Source organism: Exiguobacterium sp. s168 (assembly GCF_018619035.1).
Taxonomy (GTDB): domain Bacteria; phylum Bacillota; class Bacilli; order Exiguobacteriales; family Exiguobacteriaceae; genus Exiguobacterium_A; species Exiguobacterium_A acetylicum.
On sequence record NZ_JACSNE010000042.1, the window covers coordinates 1 to 14,963 of the forward strand.

Annotated in this window: 19 protein-coding genes and 2 pseudogenes; 15 read left to right on the forward strand and 6 right to left on the reverse strand. The window is 44.0% G+C overall.

The window, feature by feature from the left end; translation table 11 throughout:
* The 5 genes and pseudogenes from KNQ15_RS16070 to KNQ15_RS16090 all read right to left on the reverse strand — a co-directional run.
* Positions 1–1,029 (reverse strand): annotated as a pseudogene (locus tag KNQ15_RS16070) (CDP-glycerol glycerophosphotransferase family protein); the annotation flags it as partial.
* 160 nt (positions 1,030–1,189) lie between these two features.
* Complete coding sequence (locus tag KNQ15_RS17090) at positions 1,190–2,641, reverse strand: glycosyltransferase (RefSeq protein WP_214730060.1); 1,452 nt, start codon at positions 2,639–2,641, stop codon at positions 1,190–1,192.
* Between the two features lie 268 nt (positions 2,642–2,909).
* Positions 2,910–4,775 (reverse strand): glycosyltransferase family 2 protein, encoded by a 1,866-nt coding sequence (locus KNQ15_RS16080; protein ID WP_214730061.1) that lies wholly within the window; start codon positions 4,773–4,775, stop codon positions 2,910–2,912.
* Between the two features lie 170 nt (positions 4,776–4,945).
* Positions 4,946–5,332: a hypothetical protein gene (locus KNQ15_RS16085; protein ID WP_214730062.1), complete on the reverse strand. Its 387-nt coding sequence runs from the start codon at positions 5,330–5,332 to the stop codon at positions 4,946–4,948.
* A 109-nt stretch (positions 5,333–5,441) separates the two neighbouring features.
* On the reverse strand, positions 5,442–5,681 hold the full coding sequence (locus tag KNQ15_RS16090; RefSeq protein ID WP_035408336.1) for a hypothetical protein: 240 nt from the start codon (positions 5,679–5,681) through the stop codon (positions 5,442–5,444).
* Positions 5,682–5,922: 241 nt separating this feature from the next.
* On the opposite strand from KNQ15_RS16090, the gene KNQ15_RS16095 reads away from it, so the two are divergent.
* The 12 genes from KNQ15_RS16095 (at position 5,923) to KNQ15_RS16150 (ending at position 12,982) form a co-directional block, all read left to right on the forward strand.
* Positions 5,923–6,462 carry a hypothetical protein gene (locus KNQ15_RS16095; protein WP_214730063.1) on the forward strand — a complete coding sequence of 180 codons (540 nt, stop codon included), beginning with the start codon at positions 5,923–5,925 and terminating at the stop codon, positions 6,460–6,462.
* A 31-nt stretch (positions 6,463–6,493) separates the two neighbouring features.
* Entirely contained in the window at positions 6,494–7,216 is a 723-nt protein-coding gene (locus KNQ15_RS16100; RefSeq protein WP_214730064.1) for a DUF2750 domain-containing protein, read from the forward strand.
* 1 nt (position 7,217) lies between these two features.
* Positions 7,218–7,802, forward strand: coding sequence for a hypothetical protein (locus KNQ15_RS16105; protein WP_214730065.1), 585 nt, complete (start codon positions 7,218–7,220; stop codon positions 7,800–7,802).
* A 46-nt stretch (positions 7,803–7,848) separates the two neighbouring features.
* The gene (locus KNQ15_RS16110) at positions 7,849–8,454 is read left to right on the forward strand and encodes a hypothetical protein (protein ID WP_214730066.1); all 606 of its coding nucleotides are present in this window, start codon (positions 7,849–7,851) and stop codon (positions 8,452–8,454) included.
* An 86-nt stretch (positions 8,455–8,540) separates the two neighbouring features.
* A complete protein-coding gene (locus KNQ15_RS16115) occupies positions 8,541–9,020 on the forward strand; it encodes a hypothetical protein (protein ID WP_214730067.1) in 480 nt (159 codons plus the stop codon).
* A 59-nt stretch (positions 9,021–9,079) separates the two neighbouring features.
* Positions 9,080–9,562, forward strand: a complete 483-nt coding sequence (locus KNQ15_RS16120) for a hypothetical protein (RefSeq protein ID WP_214730068.1) — start codon at positions 9,080–9,082, stop codon at positions 9,560–9,562.
* A gap of 22 nt (positions 9,563–9,584) precedes the next feature.
* On the forward strand, positions 9,585–10,067 hold the full coding sequence (locus KNQ15_RS16125; protein ID WP_214730069.1) for a DUF2691 family protein: 483 nt from the start codon (positions 9,585–9,587) through the stop codon (positions 10,065–10,067).
* A gap of 86 nt (positions 10,068–10,153) precedes the next feature.
* Positions 10,154–10,540 (forward strand): hypothetical protein, encoded by a 387-nt coding sequence (locus KNQ15_RS16130; protein WP_214730070.1) that lies wholly within the window; start codon positions 10,154–10,156, stop codon positions 10,538–10,540.
* Positions 10,541–10,561: 21 nt separating this feature from the next.
* Complete coding sequence (locus KNQ15_RS16905; RefSeq protein ID WP_251137730.1) at positions 10,562–11,566, forward strand: DUF2716 domain-containing protein; 1,005 nt, start codon at positions 10,562–10,564, stop codon at positions 11,564–11,566.
* Between the two features lie 14 nt (positions 11,567–11,580).
* Positions 11,581–11,748: a hypothetical protein gene (locus tag KNQ15_RS16140; RefSeq protein ID WP_214730071.1), complete on the forward strand. Its 168-nt coding sequence runs from the start codon at positions 11,581–11,583 to the stop codon at positions 11,746–11,748.
* Positions 11,738–12,514 (forward strand): hypothetical protein, encoded by a 777-nt coding sequence (locus tag KNQ15_RS16145; RefSeq protein ID WP_251137731.1) that lies wholly within the window; start codon positions 11,738–11,740, stop codon positions 12,512–12,514. Before KNQ15_RS16140 ends, KNQ15_RS16145 begins: the two co-directional genes overlap by 11 nt.
* 33 nt (positions 12,515–12,547) lie before the next feature.
* The gene (locus tag KNQ15_RS16150) at positions 12,548–12,982 is read left to right on the forward strand and encodes a hypothetical protein (RefSeq protein WP_214730072.1); all 435 of its coding nucleotides are present in this window, start codon (positions 12,548–12,550) and stop codon (positions 12,980–12,982) included.
* A gap of 37 nt (positions 12,983–13,019) precedes the next feature.
* Here KNQ15_RS16150 and KNQ15_RS16155 read toward each other — a convergent pair whose 3' ends face one another.
* Positions 13,020–13,172, reverse strand: a complete 153-nt coding sequence (locus tag KNQ15_RS16155) for a DUF2199 domain-containing protein (protein ID WP_214730073.1) — start codon at positions 13,170–13,172, stop codon at positions 13,020–13,022.
* Positions 13,173–13,306: 134 nt separating this feature from the next.
* On the opposite strand from KNQ15_RS16155, the gene KNQ15_RS16160 reads away from it, so the two are divergent.
* The 3 genes and pseudogenes from KNQ15_RS16160 to KNQ15_RS16170 all read left to right on the forward strand — a co-directional run.
* Positions 13,307–13,924 (forward strand): hypothetical protein, encoded by a 618-nt coding sequence (locus tag KNQ15_RS16160; RefSeq protein WP_214730074.1) that lies wholly within the window; start codon positions 13,307–13,309, stop codon positions 13,922–13,924.
* Between the two features lie 27 nt (positions 13,925–13,951).
* Entirely contained in the window at positions 13,952–14,563 is a 612-nt protein-coding gene (locus KNQ15_RS16165) for a hypothetical protein (protein ID WP_214730075.1), read from the forward strand.
* Positions 14,564–14,620: 57 nt separating this feature from the next.
* Positions 14,621–14,963, forward strand: a pseudogene (locus tag KNQ15_RS16170) (hypothetical protein); the annotation flags it as partial.

Here is a 14,963-nt window from a genome sequence, read left to right on the forward strand (position 1 = left end):
TAACGCTTCCGGTGTCAGCTGACGCGTGATATAACGGGCACGACCGAGACGGTGTAATTTCGGTTCCGATCGGTGATAGAAATCGAGCGTGATGAAAGCATCATAAACCCCTTCTTGCAATTGGGCTGCTTGATAGAGGTGCGACCAGTGAATCTTCGCCGTGTAATGATAGAGATACAATCCGAATTTTTTCGCACTTACCTCGTTTTGGTACAACCAATCGATTGGGATAGGGACTTGATCGCCACTCTCTCGGTGAACAAGGAGCAACCGTCCCGTCTTGATGAACGCATGACGCGTAAAGGCTTTTCCGCTGATGACTGTCGTCGCCTTCGTCTCATTATGGACCGCATCGATTTGAATCTTCGGCTTCGTCTGCGGTTCTTTGTTCAGCAACAGACGCAGGTTGCCTTTTAGGTCCGTATACAACTGGACGAATTCGTTGAACGTCTCATCCATCAACGGTGCGAGCGGCGCAGGGATCTGTGTATCAAGGAAACGTCCTAGCAGAATCTCACGGGTGAAGACAGACGCGTCGAGCGTAGCATGACTCGGTAAGCCGTCAGATTCCCATTTCTGTAATTGCTCCGGTGTGAGGTGTTCAACTTTTTTCGTGAACGTAAGCCAAAGCGAAAAACGACCAATCGGATAGAGCGTATCTTGATCGGCTTCGACGTACTCGATCTCAGCGAGACCGTCTTCTTCGACCGTCGGAACGTCCGCCTCTTCTTGCATCTGAGCAACATGCTGACTCAATTGAGACACGATTGAATGCGACAGCTGAAAGGTGAAGCGATGATCGTCCAGTTGGTTCGGCACTTCAAGGACCGTCTCTTGCGATCGATCGCGGATACGTAACGACGTGATCGTCAGCAACGGATCATTCAATTGACCGGATAGCGTATAGTCTGTCGGCGAAGATTGAATCTTTAACGATTCTTTTAATGCCGATCGTTTAAGCTTTTTTTGTTTTTTCGGAAGTACGGAATGTCCAAATTGGAGCACCCGGAGAGCAGATTTAAAAAGCATGGAATCAAGGAACCTCCTACTAAAAGATGTTTTATGAAAGCGCTATCTTCCCTTAGCATTCTATCATAATCAATAGCTAAAACATCCTAAAATTTGAAAAACAATGCGGACTTTGGTGGATAGACAAAAAAACCTCCTCACAGGGGAGGAGGTCGACTAACTATTCGTCGAGCTGATTCAAAAGCATCAGCCAATTTTTCGTGAAAAGATCATCCGAAAAACGCTCAACCGAATGCAAGGCGGCTTCGCCCATTTGACGTCTTAGGGACGGTTGCTCCATCAAGCGGATCGCTGCTGCTGCGAAAGCTGACGTGTCACCTGTTGGAATGATAAAACCAGTCGTTCCATGCTCAATGATTTCACGGGGACCGTAACAAACATCGTAGGCGATGACCGGAACACCATAGCCCATGCTCTCAAGGATCGCCATCCCGAACCCTTCGGATTGCGACGTAAAGATCGTTGCGACAGCACCATGATAAGCGTCTTGAATGTTCGTGACGAACCCTTTGAAACGGATGTGCTTCGTTAATGACAATTCCTTGATCAAAGCATGGAGATCCTTTTCGAGCTGATCGTTGTAACCGAAGCCATAGAAATCAAGGAAGGCATTGGGGTGGTGGTCGACGATCTTCCGCATGACACGGACACTCGCAGCGACATCCTTTTTGACTTGAATGCGCGAGACGACGATGAACCGATTCGGATCAGGTTCAGGAAGTACCGAGTAGTCGGCTTCCGGAACAGCACCAACACCGTGTGGAATCGCATGGAACGTTTCCGGATGACCGAACTGGTTGGTCATATGCGCTTGTTGACGAGGTGTTGCCGTGATGACACGATCCCACTCGTCGATGCGACCGAATAATGTATCCCAGACACCACTGACGGCTGCTGTCTCATTGAAGGGCGACACGAAGTGATTGCTATGCCCGAAGGCGATCTTTTTAATATTCGGATGCTTGATGTCTAGGATGACCGCATCCAAATTTTTTTTCGGTAGGTTGGCAAGACGATCCCGGTATTCTGATGAGATCAAGACCGCGTCATGTTGATCTAACAGCTTGTTCAAGACGAACGTATTAAAGATCGCTGGATCATTGAACTGTTTTTCCTGACCGGCTTCGAAATAAAATAGATGACTCCAGTCTGCCGAGTTGATTTTATGCCAAATCGTCAAATAACACGTTCCATCACTGTGGAAGAAGGAACGGGAGACCGGCTTATTCGATGTAAGCGAATACTGGATCGTCTGCACCAACTGCCCGTTATCAATGTATTCCTCGCGGCGTAGGCGATGGCGATTCTCTGAAAAATAATCGATGAAGCTGAGCTGATTGTTAGCGTCAAACCGAGCGTACTGGACGTATGTACCATTGTCGAACAATCGATAGGAATCTTTTTCGGCACGGCTCGCATCGAGGAACAACGTATACCGTTTTTCCCAACGCGGAATCAATTCGGCTTTCGAAGAAACGACGGACCGTTTGTCTGCCTGGCGGCGTGCTAAAAAATTGATGACGTTGACGACCTGGATGCGAGGATCAAGCAAACGCGCCTCGACTATCTCTTCGCGAATCGCTTCGAGGTTCGGTTGAATCCCTAACGTCACGAGTGTGACATTTCGCTCCGGATCAGCCGTGATGATGGCATTCGCGCGTTTAATGACTGCTTTTGATAAACCGCCACGCTAAGCTGCTAACGTATTCAATGTAAAAAACAAATCTCGTTTCATAGGGCATCTCCTTATATAGCGCTTACAATTTTATTTAGTAGCATAAAATATGGATCATATCGGTGAACCTTATCCATACTATAGCATACTTTGTTGGAATAATAAGGAACCTAGGAACGAGATCTCTCTATCCCTAGGTGTATTGTTAAGCTTCGTTGATCGGTTGAACGAATGATCGATTGGCTGTGATGTACATATCCTGAGCCGTTTTCAAGCGTGGTGTGCCTTTCGATGACAGGACGACCTTCTCAATTTGAAGCACTGTATCGGGTGTGTTTTTCGTCGGTAGTTCATTTTTAAAGTCGCGATCGGCGTACTGTTTACATGTCTTCAAAATCCGGACTGTTGTTGGAGGCACAGTCAGATACGTCTCGTTATCGATCACAGGCGGAAGATGGACATATTTTTTGTTTGCCGTGACGTAAGCCCCATCAGCCGTGACGAGTCGTGGTGTGCCAGCAAGCGTCAACTTTAGATCACTGATCGTCAGGAGTTGACCGACTTCGAGGTCATCATACAAAAAGGCTTTCTCGAGTACGACGACTTGCGTCGGTGCTTCGATATGATACTTCGTCGCGTCGATTTTCTGTAACGGTGATTTTTGTTCCTCGGGACGAAATTCGACTTTAAGTTGCTGATAATGCAAATGCATTTCGTCGACACTACTCGGTAACGTCATCCGGACGACGAACGGATGGTAGTCGTCATGGATCAGCATCAATTGGAATGGATCTGAACGCGGTTCGAGTGCCTCCGTCGGAATAAACAATTCAGTCCCTTCGATATGGAACGGAACGTCGGTCTCCGTTGTTTCATCGTTGGGTGCGATTAAGAGAACTTGATCGACCGAAGACATGTCGTCTTTGAGTAATTGTACGACTTCATAGAAGAGACCATCAACGAGACGCGTGCCTGCATACGTAGCAAAGAATGGCTCAAGGACAGGACCGAGATGACTCAACGAAGCAGGCATCCGGTAATAAAGACGATTCTCCGATACATATCGCCGGGCTTTATGTTTTTGGACGAGCAACGTGATGAGGGTGACGAAGCTGTCATAATCTTTTTGCTGAAGCAAGGCGTACTGTTTTTGAAAGATGTCATCGAGAATGAAATCCGCTGGATCTGCATTATGGCGTTCAAAGATTATGATCATTTCGTCGAATAAATCAAAGAAGGTTTGCTGTTGCGGATGCTCAAGGAAACGCTTGTTGTTGAACAGTCGGGAGAGGAAGTCCATCTCGATCAACCGACTCAAAGCATGGGTTTTAGCAACTGCCGGAATATCAAGTTCGAGCGTTTTCTCAAGCACTTGTAAATTGAAGGTCGTCTTTTCGAAAATACTTGTTTGTCCGACAAGCGAATCATTCATCGCGAAACGATTGACGTGATAGACCGGTGCCGGATTCATCGAAGCCGTTTGGCATTTCGAGATGGCTTCAAAGAAGAAGAGTTTATCTTCACCGTACTGCATCGCGCTGAACCGAATGTTATGTTCAAGCAAGACGGAGCGCTTCAGAATTTTCCCTGGAGGTCCGACCGCGCGGAACACTTTATCGATTTCATACGGAACAAGCTGATTCGCTGTCGTAAACGATGCAAAGCGACCAACCTTTTGAATCGACGTGTTGGTATGTTTGATCGTTTGACCGAATGCGATATCGGCATCATGCGAAGCGGCTTGTGCGACGAGTCGAGGGAATCCGACTGGATCGAGACGATCATCAGCATCTAAGAACGTGACGTAGGTACCTGTCGCTTCTTCAATTCCGACGTTTCGCGGTTGTGCAGGACTGCCCGAATTTTCAGGAAGTTCGATGATGCGAATGAAATCCATCGTTTGTGCAGCCGTGTGGAGAATCGATAACGATTCATCCGTCGAACCGTCATCAACGAAAATCGCTTCGATTGTTGAGTGATCGAGCGTGAGTTCTTGGATCGATGCGATACAAGTTGAGAGATATGTCGCCTTATTGTATACAGGAATAATGATCGATGCGGTTCTTTCCATCAGTAATTCCCACCTTAAACTAAATATTAAAAAATACCCCCTGAACTGTGCCTTAAAACAGATGAAGGAAAGAGAAGGATAAGAAAACACGAAAATGGTCGATGGCTCCATAAAATAATGGAGTCATCGACCATTTAGACAATTAACAAATCAGCCTTATAGGATTAGAATTACTTGATTCCAATGTTCTCAAGGTATTTTTTTTCAGAGGCATCGATTTTACCGCTGATTTGTTTCGAATACGTCTTCCGCGCGTAAGTCGATCCTTTTTTCTGATAAATGGCTTTTTGTCCTTCAGATGATTGGTCGTAATAGATTTCGATTAAATCTTTATCCTCATAGACGATGACGCCCGTTTCATCAGTGTTTCGCTTTAGTTGCTGGTTGATCTGTTGCTGCTTCAAGTACTGGTTTTCAGATTTGAAGACTTGATTGATGGCTGCATCGTATTTCTTTTTTGCTTCCTCACTAGTCGTATTTCCGTCTTGATCGTAATTGCTACATCCTGCTAGACAGACGATCGAAAATAGCAGTAAAAATAAAAGTTTGCTTTTCAAATGCGAACCCCTCCGAAGTACACGTTCTGTATTACCGATAGTATACATCAAGGCAACACTTCATATGTAGCTTACTTAAGAAAAAGGGAAGTGTTTCATGTTGGTCGCACTATAGTTCGATGGCATCGATGACGCCTTCAGGATACTCCCAGACATTGCCTTCAATGAGCCATTGATGATGGCAGTTCGGACAAGCGACTTCCGAAGAAAAGTCATACTGGATTTCGAGTCCTAAGCGCCGGTCTTCGTACGCTACACTATGTAAATCTTCAATGAGAATCTCATCCTTGAATTTCTCGCGACAACGTGGACATTTGAATTTCGAATAGTGACTGATGACCGTATCCATTTAATTCAACTCCTAAATAAAGAATAAGTACCGTATACAGTATAATGATAACGCTTACATAAAAAGTGTTTTAAATTAAATTTGTAATCAAAATGGAATATATCATATGAATAAATAAAAATTCCCATAAATGGTTATGGCTTTTATAATGAAGAAGAGAAATTGATTTTTCAAGAAAACAACAAATGACAAGAAATTAAAAATTTCATCGACTTATTACTTAAAGGGATCGTGTGACAATATGCAACTCATTAAACAAATCAACGGTCAGAATCATTTTTGGCTGTTCGAGAAGGATGGACGGACACTCTACACGTTTCACGGCATCATGGGAGAGAGATTGAAAGAACCAATGAGCGAGCAAAAGTTCTCGCGCTTTTTTAATCTGGATGCCTGTATCCGAGAACTTGTTGCAGAGAAAGAAAAAGACGGATATTCTGTCGTTCAAGAAGCGGATTACCACGAAGTTGTCGTAGAGATCTTTTGTCAGGATACAGAGTATGATGTCATCTTTGAGCATCGTTCGAGCATTGAAGAAGACCTCAACGGATTTCTTTTTGAAATCGGCAATGGGTATTTTGTTGAAGATGAGTATGGGCCAGAAGCGATCGAATTCGTCCTTCATATCTTGGAGCCGTCTTATATCGTTGAACCCGTCATTGATTATTTTAAAAAGCAGTATGGCGTGACGCGGCTTCGGATGGGACAGGCAAAAGTTCATTACGGCAGACGATTGACCGGACTTTATCCCGCAGGAAAGAACTTTAACCGAAAAAATTAAAGACAAAAATGTATAAGAAGGAGTCACATAGATGACATATCAAATCGGTTTACCAGGCGTTACTGAAGAGAGATTACAAGAGGTAGAAGCAGAACTTGGCTTTAAGCTTCCGAAAGAACTACGAAATAGGTACAAGCACGAAAATAAATTCAGCATCGGCGAATGGGAGTTTCATCCGATCAAGGACGAGCAGTATATCAAGCGGACATGGGACGACCTTGTTCGTGTTAACACGACGGATGCGGAGGACTACCCATCCGGTTTCTTACGAATCGCACGTGACGGAACAGGTGACGAACTCGGGTATCAGCTTCCGGACACAGAGACAATCGTCTTATGGGATCATGAGGAACAAGAATTATTTTCGGTAGCACCAACGTTGAAGATATTCATTGAAAAGGAACAACAAGTGGATCGCAGTGCAGAACAAGCAGAACTCTTCGTACAAACGGTCATCGAGACAGGCGCCGTCTATGGTCTATCAAAATTTGAACAGTCGGGTTGGGCCTATTGTCCTTCGAATCAAGAGGAATCGGATGTATTGTTATTCTTTTCGTCGAAATCAGCGGCGAAAGCGCTACAGACGAAGGAATGGGCGGACTATCATCTAATTCGCTTGGATTTGGGTCTATTCATGGATGGCTGGTTGCCGAACATGATTGACAATGGACTGTATTGTGGCTTGAACTGGGAACCGGAGCTCATTGGACTTGAGCTGGATCCAGAAGATGTCCTAGCAGATCTGGAGGGTTAACATGATTCGGACGCTTCATAAACAAGTCGATGGAATGACAGCCGTTTGGCTCATCTATCGCGATGGACGAAAATTGTATACGTATCACGGTGTCATGAACGAGATTCATCAGGACGATATGAAACAAGCGATGGAAGATCGCTACTTGTTCAGATATCAAGCGAAACGTCGGATGAATACGTGGATTTCGGAAAAACAGGCAGAAGGATACATATTCGAGGACGTATTCGGACTGACACCGAACCGCAAGAAAAGACAGACGTTCAAGCGTCGAATGATAGGACTCGCGTCTCTGCTGATTAGTGTCGGTTTGTTTCTGGTAGTGATGCCTTTTCTCGTCTCTCCAATTATCATCGCAGTGCTTGCGTTACTTCAAATGGGAATGGTCGTTTTCAGTAAAGACTATTTACCGGGCTGGCTACGCACGGTTTGTTTCATCAGTTGCTGTGTCATGAACATTGAATACCGAGAGGGGTTATATGCTGGTTTCGCGATTGGAACGGGTACACTCCTATTGTTTTATGTCCAAAACAGATACAATCAAACGGATTTTCTAGCGGAACAGCCGAACCATGCTTCTATTTAAAAAATTGCTACAGAAGACTAATTCAATTGATAAGGATGATAATTTAATGATTGTCACGCTCAGTAAGCAAGTGGATGGCATCATCTATTTCTGGTTCATGTACCGGGACGGTCGAACAATCCAGATGTATCACGGTGTCACCGAACAATGGAAAATCGATCAGGATGTCAGTGATTCAATTGAAGAACGATATACATTTCGGCGTCAAGCTAAACGACGACTGAAGGAATTGATTGCTGAGAAACAGGCTGAAGGATACAGGCAGGATGATATTTACGGGATGCAACCCGGACGGAAAGAGCGTGAGAAATTTCGCCGCCGGACGTCCTGGCTCGCTTATCTTCTTCTGGGTCTCGGTCTGTTCCAGTTAGTGACACCGTTCACTATATTACCGTTTGTTGTATTAGGTATCGGTATCGCTCTGATGTTCTTAGCGTTTCTTAGTAAAGATCAGTTTCCGATGTGGCTACGTGTCATCTGTTTCGTCGATTATTTCTTAATGCATGTCGGTTTTCGGCAAGAGCAGTACATCCCACATCTATTTCCGATTCTGTCAATTGGAACAGGATTGATACTTTTATTATATCTTCGAAGCAAATACAAACGTAAACTCGAGAACAACGCCAATGATAGAGATGGCTACATATTATAAATGAAACAAAGAAATACCAGACCCATTTAAAGAACTATCCTGATAGAATTTTAATGCATTGCACAAAAGAATGTGAGGATGATCTCATGAAAATAATCTATTCTCGTGAAGACTTACTCGCACTCGAAGATCCCTTTGAATATGAGGTGGGATTGCCAATCCGCATCAGAGAACTTCCGGCTTCCGTCATCGAAGAGGAGCTACCGGATAGCCGCGAACAATTGAATCATCTTCTGAAAGAGGGCTATACTTTGGTCATTCAGAAACCGCAAATTCCAAACTCTCCCGTATTCGCGGGGTTATCCGTGATAGCGGAGAACACGGTCATGAAATTATATGTCTACGAGGCGGATCATTGTGAAGATGCGTTATGGGAGGCTCTCTCCGAGAATGAATACAATCAGCATTGGGCATATTTTTTATTGAAGAAAATCGAAGGTGTCAGATTCGAATTGCCTTACACGCAACCATCACAACAATCACTCAGACTCACTCATCTTGGTACGAATCAACTCGTGTATCTACAGTTTGAAACGTATCAAAGTGTATCGTGTCAGTGGGATTGAAAAAGGAGATGCTTTTGTTTCCAGAAGACATCGTTTAATTCAAACAAATCAGTAGTGAGATGTTCCGTGATGAGCTAGCGAAAAAGCATGCGCTAAGCACATATCGCTTTTATGTAGTAGTGCGTGTCGAAAATAAGTTCCATTCCAAAAGAATCTTTGATTACTACAAGCTGTGGCGTTTGCTCGAACGAAAAGAGATGCTTGATGGCTTCACCTCCCGAATAGAAGTGCCGGTCCAAGTCGGAGAAGAATCATATTACGTTGGGATCGCTAAATTTGGTCTCGAACAGCTTTCGAGAGCCATTGAAATGATTAGTGACTCTCCAGCTATGTATACCATTATTTGTGCGAATCATGATCGACCATTACATTGTCAGGAATTACTAACGCAGGTGCTCGATATCGGCTTAACAGAAAGTGGAGACGTACCAGTCGTCGAGATGGTTACGACATTGGCAGCACAAGGTTACGCCGTCTGCACGTGGGGAAGTTCAAGTGAAGAACAAGAACTACAGTGTTTTCATACGGTAGCCTTCTTATGACAAGATAGAAAGAGGGGATTCGATGAGTCTGCGTGGTGTGTCATTTGAAATCCCGAATGAACCGGGGCGTATCTTGCTCGACATATTAAGTGCGATTGAAATGAAAGAGTATGATTGGTTTCTTCGTAACTTTGATTTTCCGATCCAAACCATGGATGGGGACTTGTATGACAGTTTAGAAGAGTTTTCAATCGATCGGATAGCGACAGGACATGAACTAGCGAAATGGCTAAGGGGACCAAGCAATTACTTGATTTTTGCTGAATTGTTTGCATTTCAAAGTGGTCAGACTGAAGAAGTGGGAACGACTTATGCGTGGTTTCAGAAAAGCAATTGTCACATCGCGATTTTGGTGTATGACTGCACGTACGTCGATATCTATTGTAAGGAGCAGCACGTATCCGAAGCGTTTTATGAGAACGCCGTGAGACGTGGATATACCGGAATCGAATGGGTGACCGATGATAATGATCCTCGGACCCGTTTGTCGGTATGGTCAGAATAAGAAGTAGTTCTGACGAACAGATGTAAACGCTCAGCGTTTAAGACAAGAGGGGTGAACTGCTGGGTATTAATGAAGGAGAGAAAATCATGAATCAAGAGTTGGAAGAATTCGTTCAAGCAGTTTATCGAACGGTTGTTAAAGAAGGTATGGCGGACTATAAGGACATCTACGAAGAAGAAGTCGATCCAAACGTCAATGACTATACGGCCTGTATCGCGTTTTACCAGCAGTCGAGCGAAGCGGATCAAAAACGGATGAGACAGATGATGGAACAGACGATTATCGATACGGTTTCGCATGTATTTAGTATCATCGATGGGAGTTCAGGACTAAGTGGATCTGAGCTTGAAGCGAAACTGGCACTTGTCCGAGTCGACGAAGCAGGAGATTCGGTCGAGACCGTAGAGACAGATGGTGCATTGCAAGATGCGTTTTTAGGCTACATAGAAAATCGTGACTTGAACGCATTGTGAAGGAGGGAGCGGGAACCACTCATGATCCAACTGATAAAACAAAGCGGCTCGAATACACTCTACCAAACAATCTATACAGAGGGACGCCTCATCGTTCAACATCAAGGAATCGTTGGAGCGTGGGTGAAAGCAGAAAACGTAAAGCAAATGCGCGTCTCGCGCTTCAAACGATTAGATGTACAGATTTTGCAGCTGATCGAGAAGTTTGAACGTCAAGGTTATCGCGAGCTGAACGAGGCAGATTACCGGGAACTCATCGTCCATTTTCCTTATGACAAGGGTCAGGCAGAAGCAGCGCTCGAGCGCCGTCACATGATGGAAGAAGTAATTAATGATGGTTTGCTTCATACGGGGAACGGCTACTGCAAAGGGGGAGATATCGGCAACGGTACGACGAATATCTTTTACTACGTCCTTGATGTTGAGGCAGCCATTACACTAATTTTTGAAGAAATGAAAGCACGCGATGTACAAGACGAACCAAAAATTGCAGTACAAGAAGGAGCAGCGTACACCGTTCGATCTCCTCAAGGAGCGACGTTCGATTTGATTGGTGAGGGGAAACCATGGAGCTGGATTCCGATGACGCAAGCGGAGGACAAGAAGATATGGCACGTCATTGATCAACAATTTCAATTCGCACCCAGTACGACAGTTTTTCCCTCATACCATGCCCCGAGTCCGTTCATTACATACGAAGTGGATTACGAGAAACGCGAAGAGATCGAGCAAATGCTAAAGCGTATTCTGACCGATCTGACCGTTGAAGGGAAACGCGTCATGGCACTCGATTGGAATCATCAAGGATACTGGATCGACCCAAGACGTCCGTTTCTTCGAAATGAAGAAGGAGATTGGATGATTCCAGCCGTTCCAGATGGCGATTATTCCTTTTTTATCGCTAGCGACTTCCGCTGGGGGTATCTCGGTCATCCGTGGGAGGGGAGTATCACGTTGTTTGGAGAAGACATGATCTCTGCGTTCCAAGGAACAGAGATTTTTATGAATGAAATTCGAAGAGGATAGAAGGAGGATAGAAAGTGAGAACACCATACGACGAGTATCAAGGAACCGCATTATGGCAGGTCATCTCGGAGACAATCAATGAATTAGTCGACAATGATGATCTCGAAGAACGGACGACGCATGAACATATCGTGGGCTATCTCTGTAGCAAACTAGAAGGTCGGATGAAATATGAAAAATAAGAATAGGATGCTAGTTGAACGAGACGAGTGGATCGATGTGTTCCGGGAACTGCTACCACGCGATGATTGGCAAGACCTCGTCCGGGTTCAAGTAAGTCAGCATTCGTACCCATTTGAAGTAAAATTACTGGAACGATCTCTCAAGCAGAATCCACACATCGACGATTTTTCGGATTGGACGGTCCGATCTCACATGATTATGACCGACGACTCACAGCTTGACAGATTTCTCGAACATCTTGTCATCGAACAGCAGGAAATGGCGACTAAAGCAGAAGTGACGCTCATTATCCAAAAACAAGGACAAGGAATCGTCCGAGTCACGAACGATTATGTCTCGATGTATGGAGTCGCTTATGAGGAGCTTGATGACGTAGGGACAGAATATGAGAACTTTTTTGATGCGGTTTTACCACACGCCACGTTTCCGGTAGAAGTCGTCTTTTGTGGTCGGAATGTTTTAGAAAATGATGATTCGATTCACGTGATGATATTGCACGATTCTAATTGGCAAGCGGTATTTGAAGAACATTTATTGCATTTACTGAATCGAAAAGAAGTGACGACAGGGTTATTTTCGAAAGATGTACGTCCCACGCAGCAAACGCTTGAGAACTTCATGTCTGAATTCTCGTTATTGATGGCCTACAACTTCATCGTGACTCGCGATGCAACGGATCGATTTGGCATGCTCGATCACTTTTGTACGAATGGAAAAATCGCGCATTTTGGAAAGATAGACAATGGAAAGACGTCTTTCAATTAATGATGTAAACATCACACAGAAGGAGGAAGCATAATGAGCTTAGCATCATATATCTGTATGGAGAGACAAATTCCTGAACAGTATCTCAATTTAGATGAAAAAGGTGAAACCGTTCCTTTATATATCGGCCCCTGTTTTGCGGATCAAGACTGTCTGTATGAAGTAAAAACGAAGCATTTTCATAAATGGTATGTATATGAAATTTCGAGTCACTGGGGCATCGAGATCGTTGAACCTTTTGATTCCGAAATTGCACTGGAATCGAAAGAAAAGCTGCGTTATTTGTTTACGCTCATGAGTGACTTCTTAGACGAGGGCGAATCATTTGAATTGTATACCTGTTGGATTGGGGAGGAGTCCGATCCGCAAGTGAAAAGTATGACGTTATCATTGGCACTTGATCAGTTAGAAGACATTGAGATTCCTGAAAGAACGCATATGTTGATCACGAAACAGAGTGAAAACTAAAAAGCTGCTGATCCACAGTGGCTACGGGTTAAATGGTTCACTCTTGTGCATAGACGATATCTACGATGGCGTGGACTTGCGCAAGCGTCATCTCGGAATAGAATTCGATCGACAAAGGATGATTCGTCGGCTCGAGTTCGAAGAAAGGAAGTTGACCGGTTCCTTTGGCGCAAGGCATAAGTTTTTTCATCGGAATCACCTCTAAGTGAAGTTATGTATGTCTCGTTGTCGAACCTTAGGAGAGAGCATACTTGTAGTTTAGTATCTATTGTTAGAGAATCCTGATGAAGACCGTGACAATCCAGCGAAAGTGAGGGGATTAACGTGCAAATCGACATCGAAGAACATCAAAATCATGCGAAGACAATCAAGGAATATCATCTCACGATAAGAGGACAAGACCGAATAAAATCCATTTATTCTTTTGAGTATTATAATGATGACTCAAATGAAGATGAAGTCATCTCGGACGAAGAAGTGTTAACACGATTATTCTCGCGTTTGAATCGCTTTCCCGTCTATCTCTCCTTTGGATTCCATGAACTGACTGATTTAGAAAAAACGGATTTGCTCTCTACGGTTAAGGACAAACAGTTATCTTATACGAAGACCTCGATCACTAAGCGTGAAATATATATGACCGTCGAAGTGAATCACCCGACGGACTTATTTCAGGTACTTACGCAATCAATTACAATGGCTAACTACAATGGCTACTATTTAATTGCTTTCACCAATCTATTGAAATTTGAAACGAGGAGAGTAAGACGGTGGTTGATCAAAAAAGAGAGAGTGGTACCAGTAATCGATATAACGGATCCGACGACATTTTTTAAAATCGGCTTTGATTTCGAGAATGTGCTGATCTTCTCGAATGAACCGGATTTCTATGAATTAGAAAAAATAGAAGCACTGTTTCCAGAAGAAAAAATCGAGCGGTAGTGGAGAGATTAAGAGGGGAGAGGGAACGTGTTGGATGTCTATTTTGAGAAGCATATGGATCACGCACAAGTGTTTAAGGACAGATACTTGTACGTTGATCGACCAGAACGTATCGACTTCATCTATTCGATGGGTTGTCTACCGGATGACACTGAAAGCGACTATCAAGGCGATTCAAATCGAGTCTTGAAACAATTTTTGACGTGTCTCAATCGGTTCCCGATTTTCATCACGTTCGGTGGAAGTTTTACGGACGAGGAGGTCGAGCCGTACTTTCAAAAGCACAATCTATCGTATACAAAGATTCGACCGTACAAGAACCTATACTATAGCGTTCATGTGCATGATGCGACCGAACTGGAGTTATTGTTAGATGAGACCTATTGGTATGGGGCTGTGAATGAAGACTTCTTTATATCGTTTACGAATCTCCTGACGTTTGAGCGGAGAATGGTCAAAGGATGGTTTTTCAAAAAAGAACGTACCGTTCCCGTCATTCGTGCGACGAAAGAGATGTCGTTCATCACGATGGAGCATGATTTCATGGGCTATTATCTGTTTTCGAATGAAGCCTGTTTTAATACCGAGGACAAGGTGAAAGCCATCTTTCCTGACGATGGTACCATTGAATTCTATTGATGAAACAAGCAGTTGAATTATGTAGATGGATCTAGCAGAATACGTGGAGGAATTTTTATGTTATATATCTATCTCGATGAACATACGAATCATGCAAAAGTGGTCAAAGACCACTATCTCGATATTGATCCACCAGGTGCTGTTAAGTCGATTTATTCGATGGGATGTATTCCGAATGACGAGAAACGTGACTATCAACATGACTCCAATGAAGTACTGAAGCATTTTTTGACGCGTCTGAATCGCTTTCCACTATTCGTTACGTTCGGCGGTGGTTTTACCAATGAAGAGGTGGAACCATTTTTTCAGAAGACGGTTTGTCAAATTAAGCGCAACACTTCTTCGGAAAAGACCTCGTATGCAGTTTTCCAATCCAAACACTTCCTTGGTCGATTGTTGA

Bases quoted from the DNA above. Each gene is read 5' to 3' on its own strand.
- KNQ15_RS16080 (WP_214730061.1), bottom strand. From the start codon at position 4,775: ATGGAAAGAACCGCATCGATCATTATTCCTGTATACAATAAGGCGACA.
- KNQ15_RS16090 (WP_035408336.1), bottom strand. From the start codon at position 5,681: ATGGATACGGTCATCAGTCACTATTCGAAATTCAAATGTCCACGTTGT.
- KNQ15_RS16095 (WP_214730063.1), top strand. From the start codon at position 5,923: ATGCAACTCATTAAACAAATCAACGGTCAGAATCATTTTTGGCTGTTC.
- KNQ15_RS16100 (WP_214730064.1), top strand. From the start codon at position 6,494: ATGACATATCAAATCGGTTTACCAGGCGTTACTGAAGAGAGATTACAA.
- KNQ15_RS16105 (WP_214730065.1), top strand. From the start codon at position 7,218: ATGATTCGGACGCTTCATAAACAAGTCGATGGAATGACAGCCGTTTGG.
- KNQ15_RS16110 (WP_214730066.1), top strand. From the start codon at position 7,849: ATGATTGTCACGCTCAGTAAGCAAGTGGATGGCATCATCTATTTCTGG.
- KNQ15_RS16115 (WP_214730067.1), top strand. From the start codon at position 8,541: ATGAAAATAATCTATTCTCGTGAAGACTTACTCGCACTCGAAGATCCC.
- KNQ15_RS16120 (WP_214730068.1), top strand. From the start codon at position 9,080: ATGTTCCGTGATGAGCTAGCGAAAAAGCATGCGCTAAGCACATATCGC.
- KNQ15_RS16125 (WP_214730069.1), top strand. From the start codon at position 9,585: ATGAGTCTGCGTGGTGTGTCATTTGAAATCCCGAATGAACCGGGGCGT.
- KNQ15_RS16130 (WP_214730070.1), top strand. From the start codon at position 10,154: ATGAATCAAGAGTTGGAAGAATTCGTTCAAGCAGTTTATCGAACGGTT.
- KNQ15_RS16905 (WP_251137730.1), top strand. From the start codon at position 10,562: ATGATCCAACTGATAAAACAAAGCGGCTCGAATACACTCTACCAAACA.
- KNQ15_RS16145 (WP_251137731.1), top strand. From the start codon at position 11,738: ATGAAAAATAAGAATAGGATGCTAGTTGAACGAGACGAGTGGATCGAT.
- KNQ15_RS16150 (WP_214730072.1), top strand. From the start codon at position 12,548: ATGAGCTTAGCATCATATATCTGTATGGAGAGACAAATTCCTGAACAG.
- KNQ15_RS16155 (WP_214730073.1), bottom strand. From the start codon at position 13,172: ATGAAAAAACTTATGCCTTGCGCCAAAGGAACCGGTCAACTTCCTTTC.